The following is a 17,946-nucleotide window of genomic DNA, read 5'->3' on the forward strand; positions in this document are numbered from 1 at the left end:
AATGAGTTTTTCGTTACGAATCCGGATACGAATTTTTGGCTGATATTGGTCATAGTAAAAGTCACAAATGGAGGAATTTACCATGAATGAGTTCAAATTAAAAGCCCCATATGAGCCAACCGGAGACCAGCCACAGGCGATCGCAGAGCTTGTGAAAGGGTTCAAGGAAGGCAATCAATGCCAGACTTTACTAGGGGTTACGGGTTCTGGAAAGACTTTTACGATGGCAAATGTGATTCAGCAATTACAGAAGCCGACACTTGTCATCGCTCATAATAAGACGTTAGCAGCTCAGTTATACGGAGAGTTCAAGGAGATGTTCCCTGAGAACGCAGTGGAGTATTTTGTCTCCTACTACGATTACTACCAGCCCGAAGCCTATGTCCCTTCATCCGACACCTATATTGCAAAAGACTCCTCCGTCAACGACGAGATCGACAAGCTCCGTCTCTCCGCAACCTCCTCCCTGAGTGAGAGGAAGGATGTTATCATTATCTCCAGTGTATCCTGTATCTACGGCATTGGAAGCCCGAAGGATTACCAGAACATGATCATCTCCCTGCGTCCGGGCATGGAAAAGGACAGGGATGATGTGGTGCGGGAGCTGATTGATATCCAGTATGACAGAAATGACATGGACTTTCACCGTGGTACCTTCCGCGTGCGGGGAGATGTGTTGGAAATCTTTCCGGCAGATTATACGGACATGGCAGTGCGGGTGGAATTTTTCGGGGATGAAATTGACAGGATCACCCAGATCGACACCTTGACCGGAGAGATCAAATCCCAGCTCAATCACATTGCTATCTTCCCGGCCTCTCATTATGTAGTTCCCATTGAGCAGATACGCAAGGCGGCTGTGAATATTGAGGAGGAGTTAAAGGAGCGGGTGGAATATTTCCGCAGTGAGGACAAACTGCTGGAAGCACAGAGGATTTCCGAGAGAACCAACTTTGATATAGAAATGCTGAAAGAGACGGGATTCTGTTCCGGGATCGAGAACTACTCCCGCCATTTATCCGGTTTGGAACCGGGGGAGGCGCCATATACGCTTATGGATTATTTTGGGGATGACTACCTGATCATTGTAGATGAGTCCCACAAGACGATCCCTCAGATACGGGGCATGTATGCAGGTGACCGCTCCAGAAAGAGTACACTGGTGGACTATGGATTCCGCCTGCCGTCAGCACTGGACAACCGTCCTCTTAACTTTGAAGAATTTGAGGACAAGATCGACCAGATCATGTTTGTGTCTGCCACACCGGGGGACTATGAGGCAAACCATGAACTGCTGCGGGCAGAGCAGATCATCCGGCCCACAGGACTTCTGGACCCCATGGTGGAGGTACGCCCTGTGGCGGGACAGATTGACGACCTTGTGGGGGAAGTCAACAAAGAGGTGGAGAAAGGCAATAAGATACTCATAACCACTCTGACTAAGCGGATGGCAGAGGATTTGACGGATTATATGAAAGAGCTGGGCATCCGGGTCAAATACCTGCACTCGGATATAGATACCCTGGAGCGTACAGAGATTATCCGTGATATGCGCTTAAATGTGTTTGATGTGCTGGTAGGCATTAACCTCCTCCGTGAAGGCCTGGATATTCCGGAGATCACCCTTGTGGCAATCCTGGATGCGGATAAAGAAGGCTTCCTGCGTTCTGAGACATCCCTGATCCAGACCATTGGACGCGCGGCCCGTAACTCGGATGGACGTGTTATCATGTATGGTGATAAAATAACAGATTCCATGCGTCTTGCCATTGACGAAACCATGCGCCGCCGTAAGCTGCAGCAGGAGTACAACGAAGCCCACGGCATCACACCGCAGACGATCAGGAAGGCGGTCCGTGATCTTATCAGTATCTCCAAGAGTGTGGCTGAGACGGAGAATAAGCTGATGAAAGACCCGGAGTCCATGAACAAAAAAGAGCTGAAGAAGCTGATTCAGGATGTGGAAAAACAGATGCGGGCAGCGGCAGCGGATCTGAATTTCGAGATGGCAGCAGAGCTGCGTGATAAGATGATAGAGCTTAGAAAAAATCTGGAGGAGATTTCAGAGGATTGATCCGTATATGCCGGAGTATGTCTGAAAATCTGAAAAATCATTTCGACGATCAAAAGCAGCTTTCAGATATACTCTGGATAAGATACCTGCGGGGATGGAAAAAACCGGGATAGTATTTTCCTCCTCCGCAGGATTTTTTTATACTCAGGACCTGATTGGCGGAAATAAAATAAATTTCTTGTAAATTTATTCAGAATAATGTAATATTACTCATGGACTGTCCCTGGGCGGGGCAGAAATACAGGACCGTGGCTGCTTTAAGATATCCAGCCAAGGCCTTTTCTTATGTGAAAATATTAAATATTTTGGGAGGAAAACTATGAATTACGGTATTTTAAGTTTATTGCCGCCTATCATAGCCGTTATCCTGGCGATCAAGAGCAGAAATGTGATTCTTTCTCTTTTCTGTGGAGGGCTTACAGGTGTATTGATCTTCAGCCATGGTAATCCGTTTTTAGCGGTGAAATCCATGATCGGTGATTATTTATTCGTGCAGCTTACAGACAGTTATAATGCGGGTGTGATCGTTCTGGTTGTGTTCATCGGAGGATTTATCAAGCTCATGGAAAAGTCGGGAGGCGCGCAGGCTTTCGGGCAGAGTGCATACCGCTATGTGAACACAAAACTGAAAGCACAGCTCTGCGCCTGGGCAGGCGGGATTATTATATTTTTTTCTGATCTGGGAACCCCGCTTCTGGTGGGACCTGTGTTTCGGCCGCTGTTTGACAAGCTGAAAATCTCCAGGGAAAAACTGGCCTGGATCCTGGACTCCACGTCTTCTCCGGTGGCGATTCTGATCCCATTTATCGGCTGGGGCGTATATATTATGGGACTTATCCAGTCAGAATTTGACAATCTGGGTGTAAAGGAATCCGATTATACCACTTTTGTCCAGGCGATTCCCTTTCAGATCTACGCGATCTTGGCGATCATCCTGATTCCGCTCATAGCTTTCACAAAAATAGATTTTTCCCAGATGAAAAAAGCGGAGCAGAGAACAGAGAAAGAAAAAGCCGGTTACAGCTTTACAGAACACGCGGAGGAAGAAGAGAGTACCGGAATATATTCTAAAAAGAACGCAAAGCCGATCATGGTGATCCTTCCTATTGTAGTGGTATTTGTCACCCTGTTCGCGACCCTGGCGCCTTTAGGCTTTCCCTTTAAAAAGGTGGACGGTAACGAATTCAGAGTTGCGCTTACCATGGGCTATTTTTTCGGGGCGCTGGTCCTGATCCTCATGATCTGTCTTTTCAAGGTAATGAACTTCAGTGAGACCTTCAAAGTATATGTGGGAGGTATGAAGGGGATGACAGATGTGGCAATTACCCTGGTACTGGCCTGGTCTCTGGGAAGTATGATCAGTGAACTGGGAACGGCCCAGTTTATTGTGGATGTGCTGAAGTCCATGAGCTTTTCAGCGGCTCTGGTTCCGGCGGCAATCTTTTTGTTTGGAGCCTTTGTCTCCTTTTCCACAGGCAGTTCCTGGGGAACCTTTGCGATCATGATGCCTCTTGCTATACCCATGGCACAGGCTTTCTCCATACCTTTTGCCATAGCGGTAGGTGCGGTTCTCTCCGGGGGTCTGTTTGGCGACCATTGTTCCCCTATCTCCGATACTACGATCCTGTCCTCCACAGGGGCAGAATGCGATCTGGTGGAGCATGTGAGGACCCAGCTTCCCTATGCGCTGGTCAACGGTGTCATTGCCCTGACTGCGTTTATAATCGCGGGAGCCACAAAAAGTGCGGCTTCTCTGGGATTTGCAGTGGCAGCACTGGTCATTGTAGTATTTATCATCAATAAAGTATCGAACAGAAAAGCAGTGGTATAAGAAGCAGCCGGCGCTCCGGGAATGGGTGGAGCGCCGGCTGCTTTGTTGTCAGGAAAAAAGCCATCCTGACCATGTCTGCAGCCTTGCGGTAAAATTTTATGGGAGGCAGTTGAAACATTTCCGGCAGATGAACTGTCTAATAAGCAGAAACATGAAAAACATGTGGAAACGTACGTACGGAAGAAAGGAACCTGTTATGAATGATCTTATAAAAAAAGCGAAGGAGCGGGATGCGGATGCGTTCACGGAACTCATGCAGTCCCAGATGCAGAATATGTACAAAGCTGCCCGCTCACTGCTTTCCAACCAGGAGGACGCTGCAGATGCCATATCGGAAACCATCCTCACCTGCTGGGAGAAAATAGACCAGCTCAGGGAAGAAAGGTATTTCCGTACCTGGATGACCAGAATCCTGATCAACAAATGTAATGATATAAGGAACAAAAAGGAAAATCTTTTTTTCACAGACGAGACGCCTGAAGTGGAAGTAAAAGAAGAGGGTTACAGTGATCTGGAATGGAATGAGGCCCTGGGAATCCTGGATGAGAAATACCGGACCGTGATCGTCCTGTATTATGTGGAAGGCTTTAAAATGTCGGAAATCGCAGAAATCCTGGATATTCCGGAGGCGACTGTGAGGACGAGGATAGCGAGAGCCAGAAAGAAGATGGCAGAGGAATATTATCCGGAGGTGGAAAGGAGAAGACTGATATGAGTATGAGAGAAGATGAAATATTAGAAAAACTCAGACAGGATGTGCAGATTCCGGAAAGGGTACAGCAAAAAGCAGAGGAAGCTTTTGCTTCTATAAAAAAGGATGCCCGGAAAAGGTACGAAGAGGAGAGTATGGCAATGAGAAAAGTAACGGGTAAAGTGCCAAGAAAAAAAATATGGGTCCTTGCAGCCGCGGCCCTTCTTGTCTTTGGAACTGTCACAGCGGGGGCGGCAGCCTATATGCAGTGGAGTCACGGAATGTCAGAGGGGATGAAAGCGGAACCGGATCAAATGCATAAACTGGAAGCGGAAAATATGGCGTCACCTGTGGACAAAAGTGTAAGTGCCCAGGGGATAAAAGTCACGGCAATGCAGAGTATTGTGGATAACTATTACGTACATTTGGCATTTAAGGTGGAGGGCTATGAGCTTGATCAGGGAAAGCAGCCGGATTTTGAAAATGTACAGGTGAAAATTGACGGCAAAGACGCGGCAGACGGAGGATTCAGCATTTCCAGATCCTTTTACAACGGATTGGTGCAGGGAAATGACGGCAGAGCTGTCTATGCGGACGGGACTCCAATCTCTGAGGATGGAATCTTGGAGAGATATGCTCTGGAAGACGGCAGTATGGAGTATGAGATCACTTTGGCAAAAGAAGATGAAAAGGGATACTTTATCGGAAAGCCCATCAGTGTTGAGTTGGAAAATTTGGGTGAGATCACCATAGACGGTTATATACCGGACATAGAAGCTGAGTGGGATTTTGCCTGGACCCTGGGCGGTTCGGATCATGTACGGGAAAGCAGCCCGGACTATGTGCTTGGGGACAGCGGGGCCACTGTAAAGCAGGTAGAAATATCTCCTATTTCCATGAGAGTGGTATATGATTTCCCAAGAAAGCTGACAGAGGAAAAAGGCGTGAATGAGTCAGGGGAAGAGATTGTTTCCCGGACATATGAGGAAGCGCCGTGGCTGACAGGAGTAAAATTAAAAGACGGAACCACATATCTGTATCTGTACCGGGGCCCCGGCAGTTCCGGCTATTTATCGGAAGACAGTGATGAGTATACCCTGACCTATGGAATTGACCGGATACTGGACCCGGATCAGGTGGAGAGCCTTCTGTTCGTAAAATCCTATCCTGAGGGTGAGCAGGTTCTGACTGAGGACAACCTTTATATTGTACCTATTGAATAAATGAAAATCGACTAATATTTCCGATATAATATAACAAAACAGAGGGAATGCTGTTATGTATAGACAGCCCCTCTGTTTTTTTGCATGTCCCTTTTTCTTCATTATTGTTGCAAATTCTGAAACTTTCTAAAAAAAATATAAAGCCCTTGACAAATAAACACGCTGGTGCTATCTTTAGAACATAGATGTTAGCACTCCACACAAACGAGTGCTAACAATGCCGGAAAAGAGACCGGCCTTATCAATGCAAAAGCAGAAAGGAGATAATAATGGACAGTGAACTGGATGAGCGGAAACGAAAGATATTAAAAGCCATTATCCAGACGTATCTGGAGACCGGCGAACCGGTTGGCTCGAGAACTATTTCAAAATACACTGACCTGAATCTCAGCTCTGCAACTATCCGGAACGAGATGTCAGACCTGGAGGAACTGGGGTATATCGTACAGCCCCACACTTCGGCAGGGCGGATTCCCTCAGACGCAGGTTATCGCCTCTATGTGGATGAGCTGATGCGGGAGAAGGAACAGGAAGTTTCGGAAATCAAGGAAATGATGATCGAGCGGACCGACAAAATGGAGAAGGTGCTCAAACAGGTGGTGAAGGTTCTTGCATCCAACACCAACTACGCGACCATGATCACCGGCCCGACCTATCACAGAAACAAATTAAAATTCATTCAGCTTTCCAGAGTGGCTGAGATGCAGCTTCTGGCAGTTCTGGTGATCGAAGGAAATATTGTAAAGAATCATATGATAGCCCTTCAGGAGCCTATGGATGATGACACAATACTGAAGCTGAACCTGCTTCTCAATACCCAGTTAAACGGCCTCACCATTGAGGAGATCAACCTGGGTATGATCACTAAGATGAAAGAACAGGCAGGTATCCACAGCGCTGTTGTGGGAAGCGTCATTGACGCGGTGGCTAATGCCATTGCGGTGGATGAGGATGAGGTGGAGATTTATACCAGCGGGACCACGAATATTTTTAAATATCCGGAGCTGGCAGATACCTCAAAAGCCAGTGAACTGATTTCCGCCTTTGAGGAAAAACAGGAACTGGTAGATTTGGTCAAAGATACCATGAATTCCGAGGAAAATACCGGCATTCAGGTATACATTGGAAATGAAACTCCTGTTAAGACTATGAAAGACTGCAGCGTCGTGACGGCCACATATGATTTGGGAGGCGGTATGCAGGGAACCATCGGTATCATAGGCCCCAAACGTATGGATTACGAAAATGTAGTGGACAATTTAAAAACGCTGAAGACGCAGTTAGACAATATATTTAAGAAAACCTAGAAAGGCGGTACGGATTCGTGTCAGAAGAAAAAGAATTATATGAAGAGATGCAGCCGGATACGGCTTCTGATGAGAAGGCAGAAGAAATCTTAGAGGAAGACGATAAGGCGCTGGCAGAGGAGGCCACCTGTGAAGAGCCCGGTGACGATGATGACCAGGCTGATGAGGAGACAGAAGGCCGGACAGAAGAGCAGGCTGACCAGACAAAAGGCAAGTCATCTGAGAAAAAAGGCTTGTTCGGTAAGAAGAAAAAAGATAAAAAAGATGAAAAAATAGAAGAGCTCACCGATATGGTGAAACGCCAGATGGCAGAGTTCGATAACTTCAGAAAGCGCACAGAGAAGGAGAAAGCCTCCATGTATGAAATCGGCGCGCGTGAAGTGATCGATAAGATTCTTCCGGTTGTTGACAACTTTGAAAGAGGTCTTGCGGCAGTTCCGGAAAATGAAAAAGAAAGTCCCTTTGCTGACGGTATGACAAAGATTTACAAGCAGATGATGACCGTCTTTGAAGAGATCGGCGTAAAGCCTATTGAAGCAGTAGGGCAGGAATTCAATCCGGATTACCACAATGCAGTGATGCATGTGGAGGATGAAGAAGCCGGTGAGAATGTAGTGGTGGAAGAATTCCAGAAAGGCTACCTTTACAAAGACCATGTAGTGAGACACAGCATGGTGAAGGTTGCCAATTAGTTTTAGATGGTGCGCCGAAGGCGCAACCCAAATTCTCCGGCGGGACAGACCGTTGGATTTTATCTCATAGATGAAACGCTTTGGCGGGAGCGTAAAGCCGCTGTGAACAGGAAAAGTAATTGATTTTAAATTCAGGAGGAATTTATCATGGGTAAAATTATAGGTATTGACTTAGGTACAACAAACAGTTGTGTAGGTGTTATGGAAGGCGGACAGCCGGTAGTTATCGCCAATGCAGAGGGCGCAAGAACAACACCGTCCGTAGTAGCTTTTACAAAATCAGGAGAAAGACTGGTAGGTGAGCCGGCAAAACGTCAGGCTGTTACCAATGCAGATAAAACCATCTCTTCCATTAAGAGACATATGGGAACAGATTACAGAGTGACAATTGACGATAAAAAATATTCTCCGCAGGAAATTTCCGCAATGATCCTTCAGAAACTGAAAAGCGACGCGGAAAACTATCTGGGTGAGAAAGTAACAGAGGCAGTTATCACAGTTCCTGCTTACTTCAACGATGCTCAGCGTCAGGCAACAAAAGACGCTGGTAAGATTGCAGGTCTGGAAGTAAAACGTATCATCAACGAGCCTACAGCAGCAGCGCTTGCTTACGGCCTTGACAATGAAAAAGAGCAGAAGATCATGGTATACGACTTAGGCGGTGGTACTTTCGATGTTTCCATCATTGAGATCGGTGACGGCGTTATCGAAGTATTATCCACAGCAGGTGACAACCGTCTGGGCGGCGACGACTTTGACCAGAAAGTTGCAGATTACATGATCGCTGAATTCAAGAAATCCGAAGGCGTAGACCTTTCCGCAGACAAGATGGCAATGCAGAGGATCAAAGAGGCTGCTGAGAAAGCGAAAAAAGAACTTTCCTCAGCAACCACAACCAATATCAACCTGCCGTTTATCAGCATGAACAGCAATGGACCTCTGCACTTTGATATGAACCTGACAAGGGCCAAATTCGATGAATTGACACATGACCTGGTTGAGAGAACAGCAGAGCCGGTTCGCCGTGCACTGTCTGATGCAGGCCTGAATTCTTCCGAACTGGGCCAGGTACTGTTAGTCGGCGGTTCCACACGTATTCCGGCTGTACAGGACAAAGTAAAACAGCTCACAGGCAAAGAGCCAAGCAAGACTCTGAACCCGGATGAGTGTGTAGCTCTGGGTGCTTCCGTACAGGGCGGTAAGCTGGCAGGCGACGCAGGCGCAGGCGATATCCTTCTTCTGGATGTTACTCCGTTGTCCCTGTCCATTGAGACCATGGGCGGTATCGCAACAAGACTGATCGAGAGAAATACAACGATCCCTACTAAGAAGAGCCAGATCTTCTCCACTGCGGCTGATAACCAGACAGCAGTAGATATCAACGTGGTACAGGGTGAGAGACAGTTCGCAAGAGATAACAAATCCCTCGGACAGTTCCGTCTGGATGGAATTCCGCCTGCAAGAAGAGGTGTTCCGCAGATCGAGGTTACTTTTGATATTGATGCCAATGGTATCGTGAATGTATCCGCAAAAGACCTGGGAACAGGCAAAGAGCAGCACATCACCATCACTGCAGGCTCCAACATGTCTGATGATGATATCGACAAAGCAGTCAGAGAGGCTGCTGAGTACGAAGCTCAGGATAAGAAGAGAAAAGAAGCTGTAGACACCAAGAATGACGCTGACGCTATGGTATTCCAGACTGAGAAAGCACTGGAAGAAGCAGGCGACAAGCTGGATGCCAATGACAAGACTGCTGTAGAAGCAGATCTGAACGCATTAAAAGAACTGTTAAACAGCTGTGCAAATACAGAAGAGATCACAGATGCTCAGGTTGCTGACATCAAAGCCGGCAAAGACAAACTGATGGAGAGCGCACAGAAACTCTTTGCTAAGATGTATGAGCAGGCTCAGGCTTCCCAGGGAGCACAGGCAGGTCCTGGTCCGGACGCAGGTGCCGGTACTCAGGGAGGAAATGAAGCATACGGTGATGATGTGGTTGACGGAGACTACAGAGAAGTATAAAATAGCTTTGTCAGTAAATGACTTGGATGGCATGGGGTGTTTACAGCACTCCATGCCTGACTGTATGTTTAGAAAGGGATAAGACCAATGGCAGATAAAAGAGATTACTATGAAGTCTTAGGCGTGGACAAAGGCGCTGACGACGCCACGATCAAAAGCGCATACCGTAAGCTGGCAAAGAAGTACCATCCTGATGTAAACCCCGGAGACAAAGAAGCGGAGAAAAAATTCAAGGAGGCGACAGAGGCCTACGGCGTTTTGAGTGACCCGGATAAGAGAAGACAGTATGACCAGTTCGGCCATGCGGCCTTTGAAAACGGCGGTGCCGGCGGAGCAGGAGGCTTTGGAGGCTTCAGCGGATTTGACGGCGCTGATATGGGTGATATTTTCGGCGATATTTTCGGCGATCTGTTTGGCGGCGGCGGAAGAAGAAGAGCCAACAACGGCCCTATGAAAGGTGCCAATGTGAGGGCATCCGTCCGCATTACATTTGAGGAAGCAGTGTTTGGCTGTGAAAAAGAGCTGGATCTGAATCTGAAGGAAAACTGTAATACATGTCACGGAACAGGCGCAAAGCCGGGAACTTCTCCGGAAACCTGTCCGAAATGCCACGGGGAAGGCCAGGTGGTATACACCCAGCAGTCCATGTTCGGCATGGTGAGAAATGTACAGACCTGTCCGGAGTGTCACGGAACCGGTAAGGTCATCAAGGACAAATGCCCGGACTGCCGTGGAACCGGATACGTGAACCAGAGAAAGAAGATCCAGGTATCTGTACCGGCAGGTATTGACAACGGACAGAGTATCCGTATCAGGGATAAGGGTGAACCGGGAACCAATGGCGGCCCGAGAGGAGATTTGCTGGTGGAGGTGATCGTATCCCGCCATCCGATTTTCCAGAGGCAGGATATGAACATATTCTCTACGGCGCCCATCACATTTGCACAGGCTGCTCTGGGCGGTGAGGTGCGCATCAGTACCGTGGACGGTGACGTGATGTATGATGTGAAGCCCGGTACACAGACAGACACAAAAGTGCGCCTGAAAGGAAAGGGTGTGCCGTCTCTGAGAAATAAGAGCGTACGCGGTGACCATTATGTGACTCTGGTGGTGCAAGTGCCTACCAAGCTGAATGAGGACGCCAAAGAGGCTCTGAGAAAATTTGATGAGGCCTGCGGCAACCGTCCAGCCGGCAGTACGGAGAAAAAGAAAAAAGGATTCATGGACAAACTGAAAGAGACTTTTGAGGATTCATAATCAAAGAAGGCGCTGTGGAAAAGATTCCGCAGTGCCTTCTTTTGGAGTGCGCCGATGACTCATGGCAGTTACATTCAAATTTCAGATATGTGCCCATGACTCATGGCATCCTCATTCACTTTTAAAATTGTTCATGATCTTCTGCAAAGTATCATAAAGCGCTTCCAGTTCGTTCTCTGATATTCCCTGACAGATCTGTTCGTCCAGAGCGGAAAATATTTTCTGCACGCAGGCAGCCTTTTCTTCCCCTTTTTTTGTAATACAGATAAGAAAGGATCTTCTGCAGGAGGGGTTGGCTGTTCTGAGCAGATAACCTGCCCCCTGCAATTTGTCCAAGGTTCTGGACATTGTTGTCACATCCAGCATACATTTGTCAGCAAGCTCACGCTGTGTCATGCTTCCCTGCTCCAGAAGGCATTTCAGGATCTTTGCCTGCCCTTCGCCTACGGTCAGGCCCAGCTCCTGGAACTTTGGCCTTATTATTTTTCTGCGCTCCATGTCCAGGCTGTGCAGGATTTCTCTGATCTTACTCTTTTCCATTTTCATCACTCCAATTCAAATTGTCCTGTATACAATTGATAATAGCGTCCTTTTTGCTCCAACAGCTCATCATGACTGCCCCGCTCAATGATCTCCCCCTTTTCCAGCACCAGAATGGCTTTGGCATTACGCACTGTGGACAGCCTGTGTGCTATGACAAATACGGTCCTGCCTTCCATAATGGCATCCATCCCCTTTTCTATGAGCCGTTCTGTACGGGTGTCAATGGAACTGGTGGCTTCATCCAGGATCAATACAGGAGGCTTGGCTATGGCGGCTCTGGCAATGGCCAGAAGCTGCCGCTGTCCCTGGGACAGATTGCTTCCGTCACTGTACAGCATAGTGTCATATCCTTCGGGGAGTCTTCTGATGAAGGAGTCCGCGTTGGCGATCACAGCCGCCTCATGGATTTCACTGTTGTCTGCTTCCAGATTTCCGTACCGGATGTTCTCTGCTATGGTTCCCGTGAATAAATGGGTATCCTGGATGACCATTGCAAGGGAACGCCTCAGATCGTCCTTCCTGATCCTCTTGATATCAATCCCGTCATAGGTGATCACGCCTGACTGAATTTCATAGAAACGGTTGATAAGATTAATGATGGTTGTTTTTCCTGCACCGGTGGAGCCTACAAAGGCGATTTTCTGTCCCGGCTTTGCATACAGGGAGATGTTGTTCAGAATGATCTTTTCCTGGTCATATCCGAATATGACATCTTTAAACTTGACATCTCCCTTCAGCAAAACCAGATGAGCACCCGCCTCTCCTGGAACCTTCCAGGCGAATTGTCCGGTATGCTGGCTGCATTCTTTCAGTGTGTCGTGATCTGTCTCCACATTACAGAGTGTGACCTCTCCCTCGTCGATTTCCGGGGGCTCCTCCATCATATCAAAGATACGTTCTGCGCCGGACAGCGCTGACAATAAGAAATTCACCTGTTGTGTAAACTGGTTTAAGGGCATGGCGCTCTGCCTTACATAGACCAGATACGAGGCCAGGCTTCCGATGTCCAGCATGCCGAATACGGTGAAAAGACCGCCCACACAGGCAGAAACAGCATAGTTTACATAGGACAGGCTTACAATGGTGGGTACCATCAGACCGGCAAAAGTCAGGGCGTTTGAGGATTCCTTTCTCAGTGATTCGTTCATTTCACAGAAAGTCTGGAAGTCCTTTTCCTCATGGTTAAATACTTTTTCCACTTTCTGTCCTGCCATCATCTCCTCCACAAATCCATTGATCCTTCCGATCTCAGCCTGCTGTCTCTGGAAATACTTCTTACTTTTACTTCCGTTAAATTTGATAAACACAAACATGAGAAAAAGGAAAAATACCACGATCATGGAAAGCCTCACGCTAAGTACCATCATCATGACAACCGTACCCGTAAGCATCATAAAGCTTTGGATTATCATGGCAAAGCTATTGTTCATGGCCTCCTGGACCGTATCCACATCGTTAGTAAAGCGGCTCATCAGCTCACCGTGGGTATGGGCATCATAATACCGAAGAGGCAGTTTTTGGACGTGGGCAAAGAGATCGGCCCTGATCTCCTTTATCACCTTTTGCGCGGATTTTATCATCAACTGGTTATAACCCAGAGTGGCCAGTGCCCCGCATCCATACATGGCGCCCATGGCTGCCACTGCTTTTAGAAGGCCCGAAGTATTGCCGGGCAGAATAAATTGGTTGATGACCGGCTTCAGTAAATAGGTTCCCATGATATTTGCGCCGGTGCTGATCAGTACCAGGAGGGCGACCAGGAGAAACATCCATTTATGCTTTCCCAGATAACGAAAGAGGTTCAGCAATGTTTTCCTGGTGTTTTTGGGCCTTTTATATCCTACAAATTTTGCCATTACAGATCCGCTCCTTCCTTTTGGGATTCATATATCTGTCTGTAAATCTCGCTTCGCTGTAAAAGTTCCCCGTGGGTTCCCGTATCGCTGATACGGCCGTCATCCAGAAGAATGATTTGGTCAGCGTGTTTTACAGAGGTTATTCTCTGGGCAATGATGATCCTGGTCATATCAGGAAGAAATTCCTGCATCCGCTGTCGGATGATCCCTTCGGTGGCAGTGTCCACCGCACTGGTTGAATCATCCAGGATCAATACTCTGGGCTTTTTCAGCAATGCCCGGGCTATGCAGATCCTTTGTTTCTGTCCGCCGGAAACATTTACGCCTCCCTGTCCCATCTCTGTCTCATACCCATCCGAAAGCCGTTCCACAAATTCGTCTACGCAGGCGATCCGGCAGACCTCCTTTACATCCTCCATGGAGGCGTCTTCCTTCCCCCATTTTAAATTGGAGAGGAGTGTGCCGGAGAACAGGGTGTTTTTCTGTAAGACCACAGCCACAGCATCGCGCAGGTGCTTTAGCGGGTATTCCTGAACCGGAATACCGTCTATCTTGACAACCCCTTTTTCCACATCATACAGTCTGGGGATAAGCTGGACCAGAGTGGTTTTGGCGGCTCCGGTCTGCCCTATGATGCCAACCGTCTGTCCGGGCTTTATGTGGAGGGAAATGTCAGAGAGCACATATTCTTTTGCCTCTTTCTTGTACTTAAACCATACGTGCTGGAATTCAATCTCTCCTCTTTTGACCTGGATATCCCGGGCACTATCATCTGTAATATCAATTTTTTCATCAATGACCTCTAAAATACGTGTCCCGGATGCCATAGAACGTGTGAGCATCAGAAATACATTGGATATCATCATCAGGGAATTGAGGATCTGAAGTACATAGCTAAGAAAGCCGGTCAGCTCGCCAACCTGCATCTGGCCGCCTTTGATCAATCCCCCTCCAAACCAAAGGATGCTTAAAATGGTTCCGTACATGACAAACTGCATTGCCGGCATATTCAGGGCAGCTAACCGGAAAGCGTGTTCGGACTGTGCCTTTAGATTTTCATTCCCGGCTTCAAATTTTGAAATTTCATAGTCCTCTCTCACACAGGCTTTTACGACCCGGATAGCAATAAGATTTTCCTGAATGATCCGGTTCACCGTGTCTACGGCACCCTGCATTTTCGTGTACAAAGGTCTTACATGGGAAATGATCAGGAACAGCAGGATTCCCAATACAGGCAGAGCAACCAGGAAGACCATGGCCAGGCTTTTGTTGATAGAAAATGCCACTCCCGTGGCTGCCACAAGCATTACAGGCCCTCTGCAGAAAGGACGCAGCCCTGTGGAGACGGAATTCTGAATATTGGTCACATCGCTGGTGAGGCGGGTGACCAGTGAGGATACCCGGAAATGATCTATGTTGGCAAAGGAATATCCCTGCAGTTTTTCATATTCCGCCTTCCGAAGCTCTGCCCCCAGTCCCTGTCCCGCAAGGGCTGAAAACCGGGCACTTCCGATTCCCAGAACCAGGGCTATGGCAGCGCAGATGATCATCTGCAGGCCTTTCATGTAGATATAATCCTTATCACCCGCTGCCACTCCCACATCCACTAAATCCGCCATGATGAGGGGGACGATCAATTCAAAAACAGATTCCGCCGCAACACAGAAAATGGCAAGGACTGCGAACTTCTTGTACTGATGCATATAGGAAAACAAACGTCTCAGCATTAATGATTGCACCTCCAATTATTGTATATGCAACAATTGTATGCCCTGTTACACATTTATGTCAAGAGAAAGCTTACCGTGGGCAGTACCTCTTTTTTTACCGGAAGGGATATGGTACAATGGATAAAGCGATATGGATTTTGTTCGTTACTGTGAGAATATGGAACAGTTATCAACAAATGGAACAAAGATAAAAGGAAGTATAAGGTTGTTGAGATGGAAAAAATTGAGATAGATAAAAACGGTGAAGCGCCGCTGTATCTCCAGCTCGCCCGGCAGATAGAACAGCAGGCAGCAGACGGCATTCTGGTTCCGGGGGAACGTCTTTTATCGGAAATCAAAATGGCAAATGAGTCAGGATTGTCAGTGGGAACTGTAAAGAAAGCGTATGCCTGGCTGCAGGACAGGGGCGTTGTACAGAAAATCCGCGGCGGGGGAGCCTATGTACAGGAGAAGAAATCCGGGAACGTACAGGGGAAAGAGAAAAGTCCTTCTGAAATTGTGGAGGAGATGTTTTCAAAAGTGTCAGAAAGTGGTATGCCCATGAACAGGCTGTTTCTTCTGGCACAGCAGGAACTGGTCAGCCGTTTCCAGGAAAAACAGAAAATCTGTGCGGCGCTGGTGGAGTGCAATGTTGAGACCTTGCATTCCATTGCTCCGGTAGTGGAATCCATCCCTAATCTGACGGTGGAAACATATGTGTTGTCGGATCTGCTTACCGGAAACCGGGTGATCAGTTCCCGCTGTGATCTGGCATTTATCTCACAGAGCCATTATAAGGAGTTTATTGGGTATGCAGATGCCCTGGGTATTCCAACTGAGACCTTTGCGCTTGTGGAGAGCAGAGAGACGATCGCAAGGCTGGCCACCATTCCTGAGGAGCAGCCTGTCTGCATATTGTACAGGAGTGCTGCATTTTTGAAGAATATCAAGAGGACTCTGCATTTTCTGGGGAAGATGAATGAACAGATCTGCTCCAGTGAGGAAGAGATGAGTGAGGCCATTGACAACTGCTGCAGACAGGGAATGCCATTGATCATTCCGCCTGATTACATAGAATATGCAAGCGCGTGGACGCTGCAGGTGGTAGCCAGGGCAAGAAAAAGTAAATGCAGGATCATTCCCATGGAATATGAGATTGACCAGGGGTCCTGGATGCACATGGTGGAGGTGGTCACTAAGATGGACAGACAGAAGGGGAATGGAGAAATATGAACTGGACATTAGAAGAAAGCGGAAAGGTACCTGTATATCTTCAGATCGCACAGAAGCTGATCGCAGAGATTGAGAGCGGCGCTTTGAAAGAAGGAGAGCGGCTCATGCCGGAGCGCAGACTCAGTGAAGATCTGCACGTGGCCCGCAACACAGTGAAGCAGGCATATGAAGAGCTGTGCCGGGAAGGCTATGCAGCTACCAAAAAAGGCAGCGGAACCTATGTGGACACCAGCCGCAGGGCAGATATAGACAGAAAAGTATGCAAAGTGATCCATGAAGCCATAGAAAAGCTGGCATCCATGGGCAAGGGGCAGAAAGAGATAGAGCGGATGTTTATGGAGAGTGCCTGGAGACATGTCCCTGACAGCCAGCGTCTGAAGCTTGCCTGGATAGACTGCAGTGAGGAAATCCTGCAGGATACAGCCGAGGAAATCGCGGCCTTCTGTAATGTCCATGCAGATTCCTTCCTCATAGATGAGATCAGAGAAGACCCGAGTATATTAAACCGGGAAAAATATGATCTGTTCGCTACCACGATCAATCATCACGATGAGGTGTGGGCAACTGTGAAGCATGTGGTAGAAGGCGGAGACAGAATACCTGTGGAGAAGGTGGTTCTGTCCGTATCCAATGAGACTATCAGCAACATTGCAAAACTCCGGGGAGAAAAGCCCATTGCCGTCATATACGGAGGTGAATGGTACCGTTTCAGTGTGGAATGTTTCCTGAAAGAATTTGGCGTTGTCAGCCCTTATGCATATATTCCGGTCAAGAACACCATACATGAACTGGAGCGGAATACCAGCCGGTATCAGGCGGTCATCCTGCCGCAGAACCCCTCCTACAAAGACGGACTTATAAGAGAAATACAACTTCTGTGTGAAAAAAAGGGAATCTGCAGCTTTCTTTTTCATCAATATGCAGATCAGGGGTCTTTGTACCATTTGCGGGGGCTGGTTTTTAAAAGATGGCTGGATGAGGCTGCCGCGTCAGAGGGAATTGGGCAGGTCTGATGAAATAGTTACGGAAATTCTATTTAAATATTTAAAATAAAACAGAGACGGAACAGAGAGGGGATGTGCAACGGATATCAGTGCACATCCTTTTCGTTCTTTATCTATACAGGCAACATCAAAACGATAATATGCGTCATACAAATTCTTTATAAATCTTATTGAATCTCAGGACAGGTCTTCTTTTTTCCGGATTATAGAATATACATGTTGTAAACAGTGAAGGTCATCAAATGCAAAACTGGTATAGCTCGATTTGACAATGGGGAATTGGAATATATTAATTTATGGATTGGAATATATTGATTTATAGGCAGTAATGTGATTGTATGTGAAAAATACACAAAAAATATATAATAAAATTTACTTTAATGCTGAAAATATAAAATGATATTGATTATACGCAGGGTTTATGCTAGTATCAATATAAGCCAATCAGAAAGGTTGACACGGTATTACAACAATTGATATATACCAATTAAAAAGAAACGA

At 47.3% G+C, this 17,946-nt stretch carries 13 protein-coding genes; 10 read left to right on the forward strand and 3 right to left on the reverse strand.

Features of this window, described 5'->3' with window-relative positions; genetic code table 11:
- Positions 1–82: 82 nt before the first annotated feature.
- The 8 genes from uvrB to dnaJ all read left to right on the forward strand — a co-directional run bounded on the left by uvrB (position 83) and on the right by dnaJ (position 11,100).
- Entirely contained in the window at positions 83–2,074 is a 1,992-nt protein-coding gene (uvrB, locus tag BLCOC_RS05655; RefSeq protein ID WP_115624677.1) for an excinuclease ABC subunit UvrB, read from the forward strand.
- Positions 2,075–2,393: 319 nt separating this feature from the next.
- Positions 2,394–3,905 (forward strand): SLC13 family permease, encoded by a 1,512-nt coding sequence (locus BLCOC_RS05660; protein ID WP_029470245.1) that lies wholly within the window; start codon positions 2,394–2,396, stop codon positions 3,903–3,905.
- A gap of 196 nt (positions 3,906–4,101) precedes the next feature.
- Complete coding sequence (locus tag BLCOC_RS05665) at positions 4,102–4,620, forward strand: RNA polymerase sigma factor (RefSeq protein WP_115625550.1); 519 nt, start codon at positions 4,102–4,104, stop codon at positions 4,618–4,620.
- On the forward strand, positions 4,617–5,819 hold the full coding sequence (locus tag BLCOC_RS05670; protein ID WP_115624678.1) for a DUF4179 domain-containing protein: 1,203 nt from the start codon (positions 4,617–4,619) through the stop codon (positions 5,817–5,819). The genes BLCOC_RS05665 and BLCOC_RS05670 overlap by 4 nt, the downstream gene beginning before the upstream one ends.
- A gap of 269 nt (positions 5,820–6,088) precedes the next feature.
- Entirely contained in the window at positions 6,089–7,126 is a 1,038-nt protein-coding gene (hrcA, locus tag BLCOC_RS05675) for a heat-inducible transcriptional repressor HrcA (RefSeq protein WP_029470243.1), read from the forward strand.
- A 17-nt stretch (positions 7,127–7,143) separates the two neighbouring features.
- A complete protein-coding gene (grpE, locus tag BLCOC_RS05680) occupies positions 7,144–7,818 on the forward strand; it encodes a nucleotide exchange factor GrpE (RefSeq protein ID WP_115624679.1) in 675 nt (224 codons plus the stop codon).
- 147 nt (positions 7,819–7,965) lie between these two features.
- Entirely contained in the window at positions 7,966–9,843 is a 1,878-nt protein-coding gene (dnaK, locus tag BLCOC_RS05685; RefSeq protein ID WP_029470241.1) for a molecular chaperone DnaK, read from the forward strand.
- An 87-nt stretch (positions 9,844–9,930) separates the two neighbouring features.
- Entirely contained in the window at positions 9,931–11,100 is a 1,170-nt protein-coding gene (gene dnaJ, locus BLCOC_RS05690) for a molecular chaperone DnaJ (protein ID WP_018595149.1), read from the forward strand.
- Between the two features lie 111 nt (positions 11,101–11,211).
- Here dnaJ and BLCOC_RS05695 read toward each other — a convergent pair whose 3' ends face one another.
- Genes BLCOC_RS05695 through BLCOC_RS05705 form a run of 3 tightly spaced genes read right to left on the reverse strand, consistent with a single transcriptional unit; the run spans position 11,212 to position 15,226 of the window.
- Positions 11,212–11,640, reverse strand: coding sequence for a MarR family winged helix-turn-helix transcriptional regulator (locus BLCOC_RS05695; RefSeq protein WP_165907161.1), 429 nt, complete (start codon positions 11,638–11,640; stop codon positions 11,212–11,214).
- A 5-nt stretch (positions 11,641–11,645) separates the two neighbouring features.
- The gene (locus BLCOC_RS05700; RefSeq protein WP_115624681.1) at positions 11,646–13,499 is read right to left on the reverse strand and encodes an ABC transporter ATP-binding protein; all 1,854 of its coding nucleotides are present in this window, start codon (positions 13,497–13,499) and stop codon (positions 11,646–11,648) included.
- Positions 13,499–15,226 (reverse strand): ABC transporter ATP-binding protein, encoded by a 1,728-nt coding sequence (locus BLCOC_RS05705; protein ID WP_115624682.1) that lies wholly within the window; start codon positions 15,224–15,226, stop codon positions 13,499–13,501. The genes BLCOC_RS05700 and BLCOC_RS05705 overlap by 1 nt, the downstream gene beginning before the upstream one ends.
- A gap of 216 nt (positions 15,227–15,442) precedes the next feature.
- Between BLCOC_RS05705 and BLCOC_RS05710 the strand changes: the two genes are divergently transcribed.
- Both BLCOC_RS05710 and BLCOC_RS05715 read left to right on the forward strand, forming a co-directional pair.
- Positions 15,443–16,441: a GntR family transcriptional regulator gene (locus BLCOC_RS05710; RefSeq protein WP_018595153.1), complete on the forward strand. Its 999-nt coding sequence runs from the start codon at positions 15,443–15,445 to the stop codon at positions 16,439–16,441.
- Positions 16,438–17,454 (forward strand): GntR family transcriptional regulator, encoded by a 1,017-nt coding sequence (locus BLCOC_RS05715; RefSeq protein ID WP_115624683.1) that lies wholly within the window; start codon positions 16,438–16,440, stop codon positions 17,452–17,454. Before BLCOC_RS05710 ends, BLCOC_RS05715 begins: the two co-directional genes overlap by 4 nt.
- The last annotated feature ends 492 nt before the right edge of the window (positions 17,455–17,946 follow it).

The organism is Blautia coccoides (genome assembly GCF_034355335.1).
In the GTDB taxonomy this organism is placed as follows: domain Bacteria; phylum Bacillota; class Clostridia; order Lachnospirales; family Lachnospiraceae; genus Blautia; species Blautia producta.

Bases quoted from the DNA above. Each gene is read 5' to 3' on its own strand.
- uvrB (WP_115624677.1), top strand. From the start codon at position 83: ATGAATGAGTTCAAATTAAAAGCCCCATATGAGCCAACCGGAGACCAG.
- BLCOC_RS05660 (WP_029470245.1), top strand. From the start codon at position 2,394: ATGAATTACGGTATTTTAAGTTTATTGCCGCCTATCATAGCCGTTATC.
- BLCOC_RS05665 (WP_115625550.1), top strand. From the start codon at position 4,102: ATGAATGATCTTATAAAAAAAGCGAAGGAGCGGGATGCGGATGCGTTC.
- BLCOC_RS05670 (WP_115624678.1), top strand. From the start codon at position 4,617: ATGAGTATGAGAGAAGATGAAATATTAGAAAAACTCAGACAGGATGTG.
- hrcA (WP_029470243.1), top strand. From the start codon at position 6,089: ATGGACAGTGAACTGGATGAGCGGAAACGAAAGATATTAAAAGCCATT.
- dnaK (WP_029470241.1), top strand. From the start codon at position 7,966: ATGGGTAAAATTATAGGTATTGACTTAGGTACAACAAACAGTTGTGTA.
- dnaJ (WP_018595149.1), top strand. From the start codon at position 9,931: ATGGCAGATAAAAGAGATTACTATGAAGTCTTAGGCGTGGACAAAGGC.
- BLCOC_RS05695 (WP_165907161.1), bottom strand. From the start codon at position 11,640: ATGGAAAAGAGTAAGATCAGAGAAATCCTGCACAGCCTGGACATGGAG.
- BLCOC_RS05700 (WP_115624681.1), bottom strand. From the start codon at position 13,499: ATGGCAAAATTTGTAGGATATAAAAGGCCCAAAAACACCAGGAAAACA.
- BLCOC_RS05705 (WP_115624682.1), bottom strand. From the start codon at position 15,226: ATGCTGAGACGTTTGTTTTCCTATATGCATCAGTACAAGAAGTTCGCA.
- BLCOC_RS05710 (WP_018595153.1), top strand. From the start codon at position 15,443: ATGGAAAAAATTGAGATAGATAAAAACGGTGAAGCGCCGCTGTATCTC.
- BLCOC_RS05715 (WP_115624683.1), top strand. From the start codon at position 16,438: ATGAACTGGACATTAGAAGAAAGCGGAAAGGTACCTGTATATCTTCAG.